The sequence below is a fragment of the Flavobacterium beibuense F44-8 genome, assembly GCF_000769915.1.
GTDB classification, from domain to species: Bacteria; Bacteroidota; Bacteroidia; order Flavobacteriales; family Flavobacteriaceae; genus Flavobacterium; species Flavobacterium beibuense.
In genome coordinates, this window is record NZ_JRLV01000027.1 from 16,498 (window position 1) to 34,745 (window position 18,248).

At 35.2% G+C, this 18,248-nt stretch carries 11 protein-coding genes; 4 read left to right on the forward strand and 7 right to left on the reverse strand.

Annotated elements, in window-relative coordinates:
* Window positions 1-17 precede the first annotated feature (17 nt).
* Genes Q763_RS16350 through Q763_RS16360 form a run of 3 tightly spaced genes read right to left on the reverse strand, consistent with a single transcriptional unit; the run spans window position 18 to window position 6,725 of the window.
* Complete coding sequence (locus tag Q763_RS16350; protein WP_035136117.1) at window positions 18-5,654, reverse strand: hypothetical protein; 5,637 nt, start codon at window positions 5,652-5,654, stop codon at window positions 18-20.
* Entirely contained in the window at window positions 5,651-6,250 is a 600-nt protein-coding gene (locus Q763_RS16355) for a hypothetical protein (RefSeq protein WP_084596098.1), read from the reverse strand. The genes Q763_RS16350 and Q763_RS16355 overlap by 4 nt, the downstream gene beginning before the upstream one ends.
* Complete coding sequence (locus tag Q763_RS16360; RefSeq protein ID WP_035136119.1) at window positions 6,234-6,725, reverse strand: OmpH family outer membrane protein; 492 nt, start codon at window positions 6,723-6,725, stop codon at window positions 6,234-6,236. Before Q763_RS16360 ends, Q763_RS16355 begins: the two co-directional genes overlap by 17 nt.
* A gap of 988 nt (window positions 6,726-7,713) precedes the next feature.
* Between Q763_RS16360 and Q763_RS16365 the strand changes: the two genes are divergently transcribed.
* Window positions 7,714-10,407, forward strand: a complete 2,694-nt coding sequence (locus Q763_RS16365) for an Ig-like domain-containing protein (RefSeq protein WP_035136120.1) — start codon at window positions 7,714-7,716, stop codon at window positions 10,405-10,407.
* A gap of 140 nt (window positions 10,408-10,547) precedes the next feature.
* Here the strand turns inward: Q763_RS16365 and Q763_RS16370 are convergent, their stop codons facing one another.
* The 4 genes from Q763_RS16370 to Q763_RS16385 form a co-directional block, all read right to left on the reverse strand.
* Complete coding sequence (locus Q763_RS16370) at window positions 10,548-11,009, reverse strand: VOC family protein (RefSeq protein WP_035136121.1); 462 nt, start codon at window positions 11,007-11,009, stop codon at window positions 10,548-10,550.
* Between the two features lie 210 nt (window positions 11,010-11,219).
* Window positions 11,220-11,585: a hypothetical protein gene (locus Q763_RS16375; protein WP_035136122.1), complete on the reverse strand. Its 366-nt coding sequence runs from the start codon at window positions 11,583-11,585 to the stop codon at window positions 11,220-11,222.
* Window positions 11,586-11,634: 49 nt separating this feature from the next.
* The gene (locus tag Q763_RS16380) at window positions 11,635-11,904 is read right to left on the reverse strand and encodes a hypothetical protein (RefSeq protein WP_035136123.1); all 270 of its coding nucleotides are present in this window, start codon (window positions 11,902-11,904) and stop codon (window positions 11,635-11,637) included.
* Between the two features lie 245 nt (window positions 11,905-12,149).
* Window positions 12,150-12,356 carry a hypothetical protein gene (locus Q763_RS16385; RefSeq protein WP_035136124.1) on the reverse strand — a complete coding sequence of 69 codons (207 nt, stop codon included), beginning with the start codon at window positions 12,354-12,356 and terminating at the stop codon, window positions 12,150-12,152.
* 270 nt (window positions 12,357-12,626) lie between these two features.
* On the opposite strand from Q763_RS16385, the gene Q763_RS16390 reads away from it, so the two are divergent.
* The 3 genes from Q763_RS16390 to Q763_RS16400 form a co-directional block, all read left to right on the forward strand.
* The gene (locus tag Q763_RS16390) at window positions 12,627-13,817 is read left to right on the forward strand and encodes a PAS domain-containing sensor histidine kinase (RefSeq protein WP_035136125.1); all 1,191 of its coding nucleotides are present in this window, start codon (window positions 12,627-12,629) and stop codon (window positions 13,815-13,817) included.
* Complete coding sequence (locus tag Q763_RS16395) at window positions 13,814-14,863, forward strand: response regulator (RefSeq protein ID WP_035136126.1); 1,050 nt, start codon at window positions 13,814-13,816, stop codon at window positions 14,861-14,863. Before Q763_RS16390 ends, Q763_RS16395 begins: the two co-directional genes overlap by 4 nt.
* A gap of 522 nt (window positions 14,864-15,385) precedes the next feature.
* On the forward strand, window positions 15,386-18,248 hold a 2,863-nt coding region (locus tag Q763_RS16400), incomplete at its 3' end, for a PKD domain-containing protein (RefSeq protein WP_157499502.1).

An 18,248-nucleotide genomic window follows, 5' to 3' on the forward strand; every position in this document is an offset into this window, starting at 1 on the left:
ACTGTTATAATTTGGGATTAAGGGCATGGAACAATTCTTTTCTCTATTACTGCAGAGTTATTAGGTGACACCTTTAAACTCTTACGCCCTGAGTGAGCCTGCCCTGAAGAAACAGTTACTTTTTGTGGCCTGATAGTGTTTTTGAAACTAAAATGTGATCTTTCTGTACACGATTCATCCTGGAAATCATAGTCTTCAAAACCATCATACCCTAATTCATTATATCTTGAATTTGCAGCAACGGCTGTAGGAAACCTAAAGTTATATCCGTATAATGCCGAAGAGTATCTGTTTAATGCATCTTTATTTTCCACTTCAAAACCAAACGGGCTGTATTGTGAAACTTCAGAAGCATAAGTCCATTTACTCTTATTGGCTGTGTTAATATACCACGTCCATTTGTTTGCAGGACTGAAATAACCATAGGTATAGAAAGGATCAAACCTGTTAAAGTATCCCGTATTTCTTAAATCGTTAGAATTGGTTGATGTATTTCTTCCTGTCAAATAAGCATAAGATACCTTTGGCCTCCAGTTACCTTTTACATTGTATTTATAAGGGTTATATGGATCATTCTCATAACTGTCTGTATAATCAAAAACCAATTCATCTCCATCAAACTTCATTGTTGGTAACATACACTCACACTGTGCAGCCCATGTATCACTATACTCTATAGCTGCTGCAGAAACTATTTTATAAGCAGAGCTTGCAGCTGAAGAATAGAGAGGTCCTGACTGATTAATGTTTGTTTTTAATGTTGTTCCTGTATACAGAGGATTAACCACTGAAGTAACCGAAGCCATTGAAGCCGTTTGCATATTCCTAAAGCCGGAACGTACAACTTTAAACGATCCTGTATCCAGCATATCACTGTTTACAAGTACTCCCTGCTCTGTTATAAGGGTGGCATTATAACCATCTATATTTACTATATAAGCCTTAAACTCATCGGAATCCTCAGGAATAACCCAAATTTCATCTCCGTTTGACAGATAATCTGAAGCTTTATAGGCTGTCCCGGAAGTTGCTAACTTATATTTACCGGTTGCACCGTAAACTCTTGTAAGATTCCAGGTAAGTCCTAAATTTTTAGCTGCCTGTCCCATTCCGTCATAAGCCCAGTAAGCCGGGAAATTAAATGAATAGTACTTATCGTTAAAGCTATTAATGGTTTCTGTAAGTAATACTGCTCCCGTTTCAGCATCCCATGCTAAATTATTAGTATAAACAGTAGAACCGGCATCATAAGCCACCTGTTTTCTTAAAATACCCGAAGTATGTATAACCTTTGTTGTTACCGATGTTCTTAAATAGTTTTCATGTACAGATAATGAAGGTAGAGGAGTAGGAACTACAACCGTTAATATCGTAAATGGTAAAAATGCTGTATTGATATTAATACCTCCGTTAGTTGTTACTGATTTGTTTTCCCTAAAATCGTTAATAACATCATAATCTACCCCTACGAGATTTTGACTAATATTACCTTGTGAATCTACTGTTGTTATGACATTATTTAGCCTTCCTTGATTACTGTTATAATTTGTATTACCTAAATTAGGATCTTCCTCATAAATATAATCTACTCCGGAAATTGCAGAGGTTTGCCCTTCTGCATAAACTCTTTGAGCCTTCATTTTACCGTTCATATCATTGGTATGAACAACAAATCCCTGAGATAATGTCATATGATTTCTTACATATAGGTTAAGTATATTAGAAAGGTTACTTGACTTATCGTAATGCGAAAGCATATCAGTATAATCTACAATGGTAGGGTAATCTTTACTGGTAAAAAATTCAGTAACTACCTTACCGGTTGCATGTCTTTTTACCTGTATATCAGCATTATTGTCATCAACATCACTTCTCTGAATATTTTTAACTTCAACTCTACTGTAAGTAATTGTTGGTGAAGGGAAAAAACATTCACCAAAAGGCATTTCTACATAATTGCTTTCTTTGGGACCTAACGGAAGTTCACTCCTTTCTCTGTCAAAGAAAGGTTGAACAAAAGGATTTTCCTTATTACCCAGCGGTTCATAAGTTGCAACTCCTGATGAAGAACCATCTTCAAGATTATAGGTATATTCCTGACCGTAATGTTGTTTATAATACTCATTTTCTGTATTATTCGTCATTACATCCCACTGGTCATGTATTGTAACTTCTTTTACTCTACAGCCTCCACCATATTTTCTGTCATCCGGCTGCATTAAGCGTATCCATGATTTACCAGATACAAATTTACTTGCAATATGCCTATCTATTAACTGCTTATTAGGGCTTTTAGCAATTTTTGCTATCTCTGAAACAGATCCGATAATATTCATCACAACTTCCTCTAAATCATCGGTTCCCTGTCCTGTAATATCTCTATAAACGTATTTATTAAGGTATTTTCGACCGAAATTAATCCCTGCAATAGATATTGGATTAATTTTTTCATTAGGATTAAATCCGTCTCCTTTATTAGCCATTTTAATAGGTATAGCCAGAACTGGCGGACTTAAAGGAACCTGAGTAATACTTTTAGAAGTATCAATATCAAGATATCCCTCTACATAATCATATCTTTCATCATGCCCTGTACCCGGCTTTGCCATATTGAGTAGAAAACGGAAGAAAATTTTAGTATCCTTTAGCTTATCTATAAGTTTTTGATTAAAATCAGAACCATAATCTGAATTCAATTCTACATATAAATAATTTGTACTATTTGAACTACTGGTATATAAAACAGGATTGGTTATTTGAGCTAACGAAGGATTACTTGTTGTCCCGGCACCAAGAACTTTAAACATTTGCATAGCCTCTTTATCCTGTACATATTTGTACTCATCAGACTCATACTGCACATCCATTTTACCACCAGATGGCATGGTAATAGTTTTTAAATTCCATGCAGAAGTATATAAGTCGGCACTCGTTTTATCCTGCTCTACATAAGGGTATTCAGGGTTTGTGAGTTTATCATTAATCCCACAACCTGAATTTTCATCATTGGGTTTATAGTTACCCCAAACATCATATGCTTTAATATCATATGACGGATTATACCCATAATCAAATGAGTATGGAGTATACATACCCATATTAGAATTTCTGTAAGTAAAATATACTTTTTTAAGTGTTAATTTACCTCCCTGATTATCCAATTCATTTGTTCCGGAAGGGTTTGCTCCAAAATTATTTTCAATACCCGGACACAAAGAATAATCATAAACAAAATGTGCCACTTTAATTGGTGTAGCATTTTCCTGTAAAGCTTCATATTCCGGTTTAGAGTATAGTGAAATTTTATCAAGCTTGTACATTCTTGAAGATGTTGAAACTGATCCTCCTCCGTTTTCACCATCAACACCATATCCATCTTTTCTTAAAGAGATATTAAAAATTGCAACATGTGTTTTTGTTTCTATCTTTTTAATATATAAAAGTTCTTTTTCTCCATATAAATAGCTACCCTTATTATCAAAGCCATCAGATCTAAGCCCTTCATTGTAACTAGCATGATTCTTTTTGTAAGGCATTCTCCATTTATAATTCGTATTGATTGTTTTAGAATCATCGTAAATAAACTTTGTATATGCACCTAAATCATCATCTGTAGGTCCGTCATTAGTCAAATCAGAATAATCCGAAGACAGTACAGCAGTCAATAAATAAGAATGTGCAAATGGCGGTGTTGTTATACGGTTAAAATACTGATCACCAGACGCTTTATTATCTGGTGTATTATGCCTACCCGGAGTATAAGGAACCAAGCCTGTTTGACAGTCCCCCTGATTACCACTAACATCAAATGTCACTTCTTTTTTAACAACATTATAAGCAGCTCTTCCATAAACATAGCGATCACCACCCTCTTTTGTAACTTGTATTTCACCGGTATGATGTTTATACTTCTGGTTGTATTTTACATGCTTACTAAACTCTGTAGCCAGTCCAAATTTTTCGGCTTCTTCGTTTGTTAACTTCTGAATAGCCTGATTTCTGTTGACTCTGCCATCTCTTTTTATTGCACTAGTAATAGGTACTACTGTAGAGTTACCTGCTTTTTTTACATATTGAGACTCAGTATTTCTTGAAAACTTTTTACCGGCAACACCTATTCTTACAGGGTCATACCCTCCAAGTTTAGTCATTATAAGATTATCAAATTCCTGATCCACATGAAAACCTCCTATATTCTTGAAATATACTTTTTCATAATCAGGTTTGTTTCCCGTTGTTTTTTCATCAAAACGTGCTAATGTAGAATTCCCTTCTTCCCAAGCTTTAGTATGGCTATCTGTTGTAATAATATTCGTATTAATACCCCAGTGACTTCCTCCTCCAATACCAAATTCAACACCTAAACTTCCTCCTCCTGAACCATCTGTAACCTGGTTATCATAAACATAGCCTACCTGTCCTTTGTATGGCCTGAACATCCCTGATATTCCCTGCCCCTGTATACTATACAAATCATAAGTATTATTAGTTACAGGTAATGAAGTGGTACTACTACTTACTGTTCTTTCATTTTCCCTGTTAAAATCTAAAACATCACTTTTTGAAGCATTGTAGCTATTTTCAAAACCATAAGCTTTTTCTTTTTTATATTTTTCAGAATCACTATATCCTTGTGCTATTCTATACCCTGAAAATTTAACTCCTCCTTCAAAACCCCAAATCTCAGTCCCAATATTCATATTAAAGTTATAATTAGAGGAAGTCATCGCTACTCTTTTAGTTGGAGTAAATGATGCATTTATAAAAGAAAGTACTCCTCCGGTGCCACTACTTTTAGTTTCTTTCCATTTATTATTTTCATCAAAAAAGTTTTTAGATTGACTTACTGAAAATGTAAGGTTTTCCAGTCCCTTTCTACTATTTAAGGTTGTCCCCACACTTCCTTGCAAATTAATATCTTCCTTAAATCTATCCATACTCTTACTCATAAAACTAACATTTGGAGATGCACTAACCCCATCTGAAGCTGATGAAGTTATCCCTACATTCATACCAGTATTTAACGCATTTGCCGTATCGCCTCCTAGGCCGATAGAACCACCAACACCTCCTGTTAAGGTAAAACCAAAACCATCGTAGTTATTAAAAGTAACTCCAAAACCTAAGTTCACATTAACCTTTGGTGAAGGAATTGAGTTGCTTCCACCTTCTTCACCACCACCAGTTTCACCAGTTGCACTCCCTTTCTCCTCTTTTATTGCTAGTATAGTAGCATAAGCACCAAAATTAGCACCAACTGTTACATTAGGTTTCATGTTATTTTCATATATCATTTCATCACCATCAAAATCATCAGGCAGGCCTCTTACCTGTCTTGATATTTGTCCTACATTTAGATCCCAACCTAAACCTACCCATGAAGCTTCCTGATCCATTGAAGCTCCCGATCCATATGCCAGGTTTAAAGGATATCCGCCAACATCCATAATAGGGATATTGTAATTAAAATCACCACTTGAGAGGTCTACCATATCGGAAGTACCAATGGGTGTAAAAGAACTAAACTCAGGTTGAGCAGGACCACCCGTAAGCGCATAAGCTTGTATAGGGGCTGCAACCTGAAGTACAATCATCATAGCCAAATAACAGGCTATGACCTTAGAGGTTTTGCTGGTTCTGATTTTTTGAATCATAATATTACTTTAGTAAGGTTTTCTTGTAGTTTAAATTTCAGGGTACCTTTATTATAAAGGCGATCGTTATATATTAACTGTATTTCATCATCAGGTTCAATACCCGAAAAAAACAGTAATACTCTTTTGTAAGGTGTTAGTTTAAAACTTCTTTCAAATAAAGTTCCGGAACACTTTATAGTGTCTTGTTTTGAGGTTACAACATAAAAATCGTTTTCAATTGAAAAAGACATGTATTTAACCCCGTCTTCATAAGTTCTTCCTGTAAATTCTTCTTTTAAAAGATCCTGCTCTTCATCCTGTAAAAATTCGAACTCCAGTATTCTTTCTTTACTGTTTGCTTTTTCTACTGAATCTATACTGGTAAGATTATCTGCTCCCTTCTCTTTAAGTATATAATAGGCTAAAGGAACTTCGGTAGCTGTAAAATAAATATCATCTGCCTGTTGGGTGTTCTTTTTTGATTTCCACCCTGACTTCTCTAAACTAAAATATTTATATGCCAAATCAGACTCATTATCTGAGTCTGCAGTAATTTGCTTTTTACAACTAACAAGTAAAAAGAGTATTAATAAAAAACTAATTCCCCCCTTCATATTTTTTATTTATGTAGTCTATAAATTCTTTTGTAACATCTAAAGAGTTTTCACCATATAAAATATTAACATTAGGCTGACTTGCCAATATTAATTCATAACCATTGGCATCGGCAAAGTCTTTTGCATATGACGAAATACGGCTCCTTATTTTTTCTGACTCTACATTTACGAATTCCTGCTGAAAAGCCTCAAGCTGTTTTTTCTCCTCAATAAAAATCATGGTAAGTTTTTCTTTATCCGGAGTGTCCGGCATATTTAACAAGTAATAAAGACTATCAACCTTATTAGCCCTGTCTCTTAATTCTTTTTCTCCTGCCTTTTTCATTTCCTTCATCATATTAAAACTTTCAAATACAGTAGAGCTCTGAACATAAACCAAACTATTTTTAGAAATTTTAAAGCAGAAAAGGATTACAGTTAAAAAAACTATTACACCAATAAGAACTCCATAAGCAACTCTGTCCTTTTTCATCTTCAGTAAATTATAACATGAATTTTATTGTTAAAAAAAGTAAAAATAAACTTAGTCAAGGCTACTTTAATATTAAAAAATGTTAAATTTTAATATAATTTTATACTATTTTTCAGTCAAAAATTAAATATCAATACAAAAAACAGATAATTATTTAAAAAACAATTGCTAATCTTTATTTGTTAACTACTTGTTAAAGTCAATAATGATCTAACAAGCGTTTTAAATTTTAACAAATAGAGAGTTTATTATGATTGATAATTACTTTTCAATTCCAATTTTAAGGTTGACATAATGAAAACCCCTATAACTAGAAAAATCCAACAACTACATATTCAGAATTAATTCAAAATCTATTTGTTTAAATTTCAGTATGAAAATCATTATTCTAGGAGATATTATTAAAAAAATATCTGATCCTATATATTTATGATAGTCAATCATATAATGACAGCAAAGTAAGTTATGTAAATCATAATAAGTATATAAAGTGAATTTGATGAAGAAAGTAGCCATACTTTAATTTTAATTAAATATAAAAACTCCCTAGTCTTATTAGGTTATAATGATTATCGCTTTCTAAATCCAAGTACAGATTCTAATAATATAAAATAAAAGTCAAGAGTACCCTTTAATACTATCATCACTACATTTAAGATATAGCTAAATATTAGGTATCAAGTTATCATCTGTGAAAAGTGTTTTGTAGTAAAAACAGTAGTAATTAACTTTTCTTCCCTAATATTTAAGATTTTAAACACCTAAAATAATTTAGGAGAGCTTTATTTTATCCTGAATAATAAGTTTTAACCTATATTTTTTCTTGATTACAACATTCCCTCACAAAACATAAAAAACTAAATACCAAACAATTAACAAAACGAAACCGTTATAGTATTCTTGATTTTAAACTTACCTTTTTTAAATTTTTAGTTAAACATATAGCTTAGTTAAACACTTAATTAACAGAAACTTAAAAATTTAAAATATGAATAACCAACTACCTACCACTACTTTCAAAAGAAAGAGAAATTACTTTATGATTGTTATCTTTTTCTTACTCTTACATTCCGGTTTATATGCACAACGCGGGTATTATGATGCCCCTTATAAAAGATATGAAGCCAACCTGGGGCAATTATCTAATGGTGCCTCAACAACTTCAAAATCATATGCCCAATCTGACCTTCAATCGGAAGCTTCAAATCAGCAATGTGTAAATATGTCGGCTTCAAATGCTACCGTACAATGGAATTTAACCGAGGCTGCCGACGGACTTGTAATAAGATATAGTGTGCCCGACGGACAATTGGCTACACTGGGTGTTTATAACGGAAACACAAAGGTTACAACACTACCCCTTACCTCTACCTGGTCGTGGGAATACCTGTGGAGTAACGGGAATCCTAATAATAACGGAATAACAAACCAAAATCCGCGAATGCGCTTTGATGAAGTACGCTATAAGTTCCCAAACAAAATACCTGTAGGAGGTACTTTAAAACTGGTAAGGGAATCAGGAAACATCCATTTGGATTTTGCTGAGATGGAGCCTGTCCCGGCAGTAGTAACTGCTCCTTCAGGAGCTGTAACCTATACCGGAAACGGAAGTAACCTTCAATCGTTTATTGACCAAAACGGAGGAAGTAAAATATATATTCCAAGCGGCGTATATAACGTGAGTACTGAATTGTATTTTGGTGTATCAAACACTTCTTTAATTGGTGCCGGTATGTGGTATACCCAAATCAATTTTACTACTACCAGCAGTGGTAATGGCGGGTTAAGGGCTAATGCCGGTAATATTTCATTTGCCGATCTTTACTTAACCACAAATTCAACTTCCAGAAGTAATTCTTATAAAGCTATTAATGGTGTGTTCACCTCTGGTTCAACCGTAAAAAATATATGGGCAGAACATTTTGAATGTGGTGCATGGATTGCACAGTACAATGTAGGAGGGCCAGCAATTGCCGATGGTTTTACACTATCACACTGTCGCTTTAGAAATAATTATGCCGATGGAATTAACCTATGTAAAGGAACTGCAAATTCAGTAGTAGAACATTGCAGTTTTAGAAACAATGGAGATGATGACCAGGCAATGTGGTCTGCTAACGGACAGGAATGTATCAATAATACATTTAGATATAATACTTCCGAAAACTGTTGGCGTGCAAGCGGTGTTGCTATTTATGGCGGAAAAGATAACAAGGCATACAACTTAATTATTAAAGATAACCTTGAAGCAGGTATTCGTGTAAGCAACAATTTTGACGGAGCTCCTTTCAATAATAGCGGAACTCATGAAATACATGATATTACCATAACAACATGCGGTACTTTTAACGACACCTATAATAATCCGGTAGCCGCAATAGATATTTTTAGTGCCAGTAATGCAGGGACTCAGGTTAAAAATGTTAACATGTATAATATTGACATTTTAGATTCCAGAAACGATGCTATTTCCATAAGTAAACGATCTGGAGATGGTATTTACAATCTTAACTTTAATAATATAACGGTTAACGGTACAGGTAAAGAGTTCCCAAACAACAATGCACTCAACAGGGATTGGGGAAGAGGTTATTGTGTGCTTATAGCAAGTGCTCCAAACGGTAATGCTACTTATTGCAATATGGATTATTCTAACAGAGGTGGTAACGCTACTACCGATGAAAACACCAGTGGTGGCGGTTCATTCTCATGGACACAAAGCACTAACTGTTCGGGCGGACAAAATGTTGCCGTTACGGGTGTCACCCTCTCTCCTGCTACAGCTACTTTAAGTGTTGGAGGGACTTTACAGTTAACTGCTACAGTCGCTCCTTCAAACGCTACCAATAAATCTGTCACATATGCTTCGAATAATACCGCAGTAGCAACAGTCAATGCGAACGGACTAGTAACAGCAGTTTCGGGCGGAACAGCAACTATTACGGTAACCACTACAGACGGTAACAAAACGGCAACATCAAGTATTACGGTTAACACAGCATCTGGCGGGGGTAACTACTACACTATTAAAAATAAATGGACCAATAATTACCTGTATGATGCAGGTGCTAATGTAGGATATGGTCCTAGTATTGCCAATAATAACTACAAATGGGAAAAAATAGCTGTTGACGGTACTTATTATATACTGCAAAATGTTGGTACCGGAGATATGATACATATTGAAAACTTAACCGGAACGGTACAATGTACAGCAGGTTTAGACTCATGGTGGAGTGCACAATGGTCTAGCGAATATGTTGACGGAACATGGGTAAGAATAAAAAACAGATGGCAAACCAGTAGTATGATACATATTGAAAACCTAACCGGTTATGCTCAATACTTAGGAGGACAAAACAACTGGGAAAGTGCGCAATGGTTATTTGAAGCAGCTCCCCAGTCCAGAAACAGCACTGTTGAAGAGTTAACAGCCGAAAACAATGCACTGATTACTATTTATCCAAACCCGTCAATTAATAATGAGTTTAATATTACCATGCCTGAATTACAACCCGGCGATGTGGCAACCATAACAGTGACCGATATAAATGGTAGGCAGGTATTAGTAAATAAACAAAAAGAATCAGGTAGAATAACTCATAACTTAGCAACCGGTGTATATATTGTTAGTATAAATTCGGGAGCTTTTAATGTTTCCAAAAAACTTATTGTTAAGTAACTTGTAAAAAGCATTAATACTATTCTCAATTAGGTACATAAACTTACAAAAAACCGCAATCCTTTTTAAAGTTGATTGCGGTTTTTCTTTATATTTCTATTATCCGTTGACGATAAAATTTTACATAATTAAATAATTCCTTATCTGTTCTCTTCTTCAAATTTCTTATGTGAGGCCAACTCACAATTTACCATCCAGTTAATACCAAATTTATCGGTAAACATTCCAAAGTAAGACTCCCAAAAAGTTTTTGCCATAGGCATAGTTATATTACCCCCTTCAGATAGTCCGTTAAATATCCTGTCTGCTTCCTCAATACTATCTGTATTTACACTTACAGAAAAGTTGTTGCCATTTTTAAAATTTGTTGCCCATTCGCCACCGGTATCACTCCCCATAAGACAGGTTTCATTACTTATAGGTAAAGTAATGTGCATAATCCGGTTTTTCATTTCTTCATTAATTGCAGGCATACCATCATGTTGTGGCATTTCACCGAAGGTTCCTACATAGGGAAACTCTCCACCAAATACTGATTTATAAAAATCAAAAGCTTCCTTACAGTTTCCGTCAAACGTAAGGTAAATGTTAACTGTTGTCATAATCTATGTTTGTTTTAGGTTATGGCGAATTTCGTTATTTTTTATGAATTTATTTTTAAAGTATTGTTTTCCTGCGTTTTTTTGAGATTATTATACTCAATTGTCTTTTTTTGTAAAGTAGTCATATTATTTCCTCATATTATTTTTTTACAACTTCATAAATCGTCTGAATTTTCATAAGTGGAAATTTATATCTCTAATAATTGGTAATCAAAACAACAATAGCCAGTCAGTACGTGACTTTATATAAGTTTTAAAATTGTCAATCTCATTAGCTGTCCAGTGGTATTTTATGTGTTTAATAATTTCCAGCTTAAAGTGTGTGTCATCACTATAATCCAAAACACACAGAACCGGAATCCATGATAGCCTGATAAAGTTAAAAAACGGAACGACCCTATTTTGAGCATCAATAGCCTCTTCGAGTAATATGTTTTTAAACAACGGTAATCTTGAAGCAAATATGGGATAATAATTCACTTTACCGTAAACAGGATTTTTTTCTCTGAATTTTTCCTCTAAAACAGTATCTGTAAAATTGTTAAGTTCTTGGTTTATCAAAAAAATTTTATCCATTAATACCTAATTCTTTTATATAGTTATTATAGAAACACACATAAAATTACTATTCGTCAAATTCAAAAAACCTTGTTGAGTTTATTCCATAAAGTAAAGTACCGTCTTCGGCATTTATTGTTATAAATACAGCAGAAGTTATGTAAGGATGATCATAATCATAACATACCGTATGAACTGTTAATTCCTTACCTTTCATAGCTCCATGAGGTATTATTATTGTTTGGGTTCGTACTCTCTCTGAAACTATAACATCTGTAATTTTATTACTGTCAAGATATTCTTTTACAATTTCTACTGCTTTTTCCGGCTCTATCATTATTTTTATATTTGGTGTGGTTAATGTTATTTTTTTATAACTTCATGAAACATCTGGTCTTCATCAGGAAAATTATAGATTACTCTAATTTCCCCGTCATCGGTTTTATTAAAGTCAATTACACAGTAAATGTCCATGATATCAATATCACTGCAACCATCCTTTTTATAATTTAGTTGATCATTAAATATTGGATCTCCAGGCTCTAAAATATTATTTTTTAAATAAACCCTACTGTATTTACCTTAACCCATTTTTACCCTTTTATTATGTTGGGTTACCACATCCCTAAAGTCACTTTTAAAAGCATAATTTATAAGATAATATTCTGTTTTACCCGGCTTATCACTGCATATTTGTTCAATATCTTCAAAACTATCTATATAAACTACAACAGTTAGGATTAGTATAACAAATAAGGCGATGTATTTAGTATATTTTCTTTTTTTCATTATCAACTTAAAAGATTTTATATCAGGCTTTATTGCTCGGTTTCTATCATCAGGAAAGTTATTTTTCAGTTTTCTTTAAAAAAAAACAAACTTTATTTAGAAGCAATTTAATCTATTTGTAAAAATATTCTTCAAAAATTACCATTCATCCGAAAAATCAAACTGTTCATCGACAGAAAACCATCCTTCAAATAAAATCGTAAGCAAAATATCTATATAATGAATAATTTTAATTAAATATTAAATATTTATCCCTAAATATTGATTGGCATGATAAATCAGATGCTATTAAATGCTATTATAGAAAATGCTATTGACGGCATTATTACCATAAATCAACATGGGGTAATACAATTGATAAATCCATCTGCCTGCAAACTCTTTTTATATACTCCCGAAGAAATTATAGGTCAAAACATATCAGTATTAATCCCTTCAACAGTAAAAGAGAAATACAGTTCATGGATACGTTCTTTCAGCCGTTCATCACGCACCAACAGAGTAAGGAGTGCTAATAAAGAATTAATAGGTTATAAAAAAGACGGTAGTGTATTTCCTTTTAGGCTGGCTATAAGCGAAGTTAAACTTGGCGATAAAAGAATATTTACAGGCTTTATACACGACCTGAGTTACCAGAAAGAAGCCGAAAACAAATTACTGTTATATACCCAGCATTTGGAAGAGCTGGTAAAAGCAAGGACGATTTCGTTAGACGAAACTATTGAGGCTCTTATTGATGCTAAAGAAGAAATAAGTACCGCACTGGAAAAGGAAAAAAAAGCAGGGCAGCTTAAAAGCAGGTTACTCTCAATGGCCTCACATGAGTTCCGTACCCCTTTAAGTACTATACAGTTATCAACATCGCTAATACAACGCTATGCCGAAAACCTGGAGGAAAGTAAAATTGAATGCCACGTCTATAAAATAAAAAGTGCCATATCTAATCTTAAAACTATTCTTGATGATTTCCTACAGTTGGAAAAAGCCGAATCTAATAAAGTTACGGTATCTCCATCACGATTTGAAATTGATGTTTTTGTTAAAGAAGTTATAGACGAACTACAGGTCCTGGCAAAAAAAGAACAAAAAATAATAGGTTCACATACAGGTAAAGCCAAGCTGGTAAAACTCGATGTAAACCTACTTAAAAACTGTATTATAAATCTGGTTGCCAATTCCATTAAGTATTCGGGCGAAGAAACCAGTATTGAAATCAACTCAGTCGTTACCCAAAGTAATATCATTATAACCGTTAAGGATAACGGTATTGGTATACCCGTTGAAGATCAGGAACATTTGTTTGAAGCATTTTTCAGAGCTCATAATACCGGTAGCATACCGGGAACAGGATTAGGACTGCATATTGTAGCCCGTTATGTTAAACTTATGGGAGGCACCATAAGCTGCAAAAGTGAGGTTAATGAAGGAACATTATTTACGATACAATTTCCGCGCAAATGATTAAAATATTAATCATAGAAGACAATGATAATATCAGGGAAAATATTTCCGAGATATTGGATTTGTCCGGCTATAAAGTATTTGCTGCTGCTAACGGAAAAACCGGTGTGGAACTGGCCCTTAAAAATGAACCCGATGTAATACTATGCGACATTATGATGCCCGAAATGGACGGCTATGGCGTACTATATATACTTAGTAAAACCCCGCAAACACAAAATATACCCTTTATATTTTTGACTGCAAAAGCCGAAAGGACTGATATTCGAAAAGGTATGGAGCTTGGTGCCGATGATTATCTTACAAAGCCATTTGACGATGCCGAACTGCTTAGGGCTATTGAGTGTCGAATAAAAAAAAAGGAGGCACAACAACTATATTACGGACACACGGCAGAAAATCTTGATACTCTAATTACTCATAAAGACGGACTACATAAACTAAAAGAGGCCATGCTGGAACGTAGTAATCGCCAATATAAAGCACATCAAAACATACATTACGAAGGAGACCATGTAATAGGTATATACTACATTATAAGCGGTAAAGTAAAAACGGTAAAGCATACTGAAGAAGGCCGTGAACTTATTACAGGCATGTATAAAGAAGGTGATTATCTTGATATCAATATCATACATTCAAAAAATCCATATAATGATACCGCAGTTACTCTGGAAGATACTACCCTGAGTTTTTTACCTATTGATCAACTGGACAAGCTTTTGTATTTACATCCTGATATAGGTACCCGGTTTATTAAAATACTGGCTAAAGATATAAGGGAGAAAGAGGAACGCCTTTTACAATTAGCTTATATGTCGGTAAGAAAAAGGATAGCTGAAGCAATTATAAAACTAACCGAACGCTATGGATCTGACAGCAATACGGTTAAAACTTCACGCGATGATCTTGCCGCACTTTCGGGAACCTCTCCCGAAACGGTTAGTCGTACATTAAGTGATTTTAAAGAAGAAGGCCTTATCGAAAAAAATGCGGGTACTATCCATATACTTAACTTCAACAGACTTACCTCTCTTAAAAACTGATTTAGCAGGTATATTTTATTATCTCTCCTATTATACAGTAAAACTATAATCTGTCATTTGTGCCTTCAACGGGGCACTTTTTTATTGTAATAATTTCATGTACTCCCTACAAACAACTCTTTACCTGACATTCAGTATCACTTTCCCAATATAAAATTTTGTGATGTATATCATTTTTCTCTGTGACGGACGTCATTATTTAATCAGTATTTAAAATATAAATTTGATATATTCTTTTTATCTAATATTTAAATAATTAGGTAATAAATGATTTAAAACATACAATTTAATTCTAATAACCTTTTAACACCTAAACAAAACGCCCCAAAAACAAAAATAACATCAACACACTTCATTTGTAACTCTTTACAAATAAAATAACAACCGTAATAAGCAACTTTTTTGAAATGTAACGAACATTAATTAAACAATTAATGGGACAAACTCTATAATCATTTTTTGATTAAATGAGTATGAGAATCTTAGGAAACAATAGTCTGGAAAATTAAATAATTGAAGATTATGAAGAACACTACCCCCCTAATTAAAAATATTAAATATGTCTGTATAACCTTAATGCTGCTGTTTAATATTCATTTTACGTACTCGCAAGTAGATTTAAGGACCTGTGGTTTTGATTGTACATCAAACAACTACACCCTTACTGATGTATACCTTAGTCTTTCTGGTGTAGACGGGACCCCTATCGGGAACACTCCCTGTACCATTGGAGATGTACAACAGGTATATATTTATTTGAATTATACTTCAAACGCTAATTCAAGTGTCTACTATGCACGGCTTAATGCCGATTTAAATATAGGTGGAGTTACCACCTTTCTTAATGTTTATTTGGGACAAATTGTTCCCGGTAGCAATATCAAACTGTTATACGGTCCGTTTGACTGGGTATGTGGCGATGAGTTAGATTTAACCAATACCATAATCGCATGGAAAACGAGTAGTAGTAATAATCCGGGAGAAAACTATCAGTGTAACAGTTTTTCAAACGCCCAGTGTGATTACACAAATGCTATTACAATTTCAAAACCACTGGCGGTACAGTTTACTTATACTGCCTGTACTGTAGGGAACGAAACTACTGTAAATTTCACATCGACCACAAACGGTGGTAAAGAACCGTATACTTACGCATGGGACTTTGACAATGATGGAGGCCCTGTCGATTCTACCCTGCCAAACCCTACGCATGTATATACTACCCAAAACAACACTGCCAAATTAACGGTAACTGATTTTGAAAATGTCTCAAACTCCTATACCGTGCTTATTGTTCAGCCAACAGAATTGATGCTGAGCGAAAGCCATACCAGTGTGGGCTGTAGCGGAGGTACGTCATCCATAACATTAACTGTATCCGGAGGTACTCCGGGTTATACCTATTTATGGAACACGGGAGCCACCACAAAAGATTTGGCCGATGTCCCCCCAGGTGACTATAATGTTACCGTTACCGATAGTTATAACTGTTCAAAACAACTGTTTGTAACCATAGAAGATGGAGATACAGTTATACCGGTAATTGACCCACTACCCGACCCTTCAACAATTAACTGCCCGGAATCACCTTCGTTTGCTCAGGCTACAGCCACAGATAATAGCGGTTCAATCAGTTCATTAACATATACTGATGAAACTACTCCGGGTTCATGTCCCGGCACTTATTCGATAACCCGAACCTGGATAGCTAAAGATGCCTGTAATAACGAATCACTTCCTGTAAGTCAAACCATTACAGTTGAAGACACAACACCTCCAGGCTGGATAACCGGATCGCAGGATCTTGATGTAATACTGGAATGTAGTGATAGCGAAGCACTAGCAGCTGCACAATTACAGGAACCTGTGGCAGAAGATAGTTGTAATGATGTTTCATATACCAAAACCGAAGGTTCGTTTGTATCATCTGGTTGTGCTAATAGTGGTACCTACACCAACACCTGGATTGCTACTGATGAATGTGGTAATGTGTCGGAAGTATTTACTCAGGTAATCACTATCGAAGATACAACCGCTCCGGTTTGGTCAACAATGGATGCTGAACTGAATATCACTTTAGAGTGTAGCGATATTGACGGATTGGCTGCCGCTCAGGCGCAACAACCTGTAGCAACCGATAACTGTGACGGTGAGATTGCCTACACTAAAACAGAAGGTTCGTTTGTGTCATCAGGTTGCGTGAACGCAGGAACCTATACCAACACCTGGATTGCTACTGACCTGTGTGGTAACGTATCGGAAGTGTTTACTCAGGTAATCACTATCGAAGATACTACCGCTCCGGTGTGGAGTTCAGAACCAATGGAACTTAATATCACTTTAGAATGTAGCGATCTTGACGGATTAGCTGCCGCTCAGGCGCAACAGCCTGTTGCAACAGACAACTGTGATGGTGAGATTTCATACACTAAAACAGAAGGCTCGTTCGTATCCTCCGGTTGTGCTAATAGTGGTACTTATACCAATACCTGGGTAGCGACTGACCTGTGTGGTAATGTATCGGAAGTGTTTACCCAGATAATCACTATTGAAGACACTACTGCTCCGCTGTGGAGTACTGCTTCTTCTGAATTAGATATTACTCTTGAATGTAGCGATCTTGACGGATTAGCTGCCGCTCAGGCGCAACAGCCTGTTGCAACAGACAACTGTGATGGTGAGATTTCATACACTAAAACAGAAGGCTCGTTCGTATCCTCCGGTTGTGCCAATAGTGGTACTTACACCAATACCTGGGTAGCCACTGATCTTTGTGGTAATGTATCGGAGATCTTTACTCAAATCATCACTATTGAAGATACCACTGCTCCGATGTGGAGTACTGCTTCTTCTGAATTAGATATTACCCTTGAGTGTATCGATCTTGACGGTCTGGCTGCCGCTCAGGCGCAACAACCAGTAGCTACCGACAACTGTGACGGAGAAATCAGCTATACTAAAACAGAAGGTTCATTTGTATCATCTGGTTGTGCTAATAGTGGTACCTACACCAACACCTGGGTAGCCACCGACTTGTGTGGTAATGTATCGGAAATCTTTACCCAAATAATCACTATCGAAGATACCACCGCTCCGGTGTGGAGTACTGCTTCTTCTGAATTAGATATTACCCTTGAGTGTAGCGACCTTGACGGGTTGGCTGCCGCTCAGGCGCAACAGCCTGTTGCAACAGACAACTGTGACGGAGAAATAAGCTACACTAAAACAGAAGGTTCATTTGTGTCATCCGGTTGTGCCAATAGTGGTACTTATACCAATACCTGGGTAGCGACTGACCTGTGTGGTAATGTATCGGAGATCTTTACTCAAATCATCACTATTGAAGATACTACCGCTCCGCTGTGGAGTACTGCTTCTTCTGAAT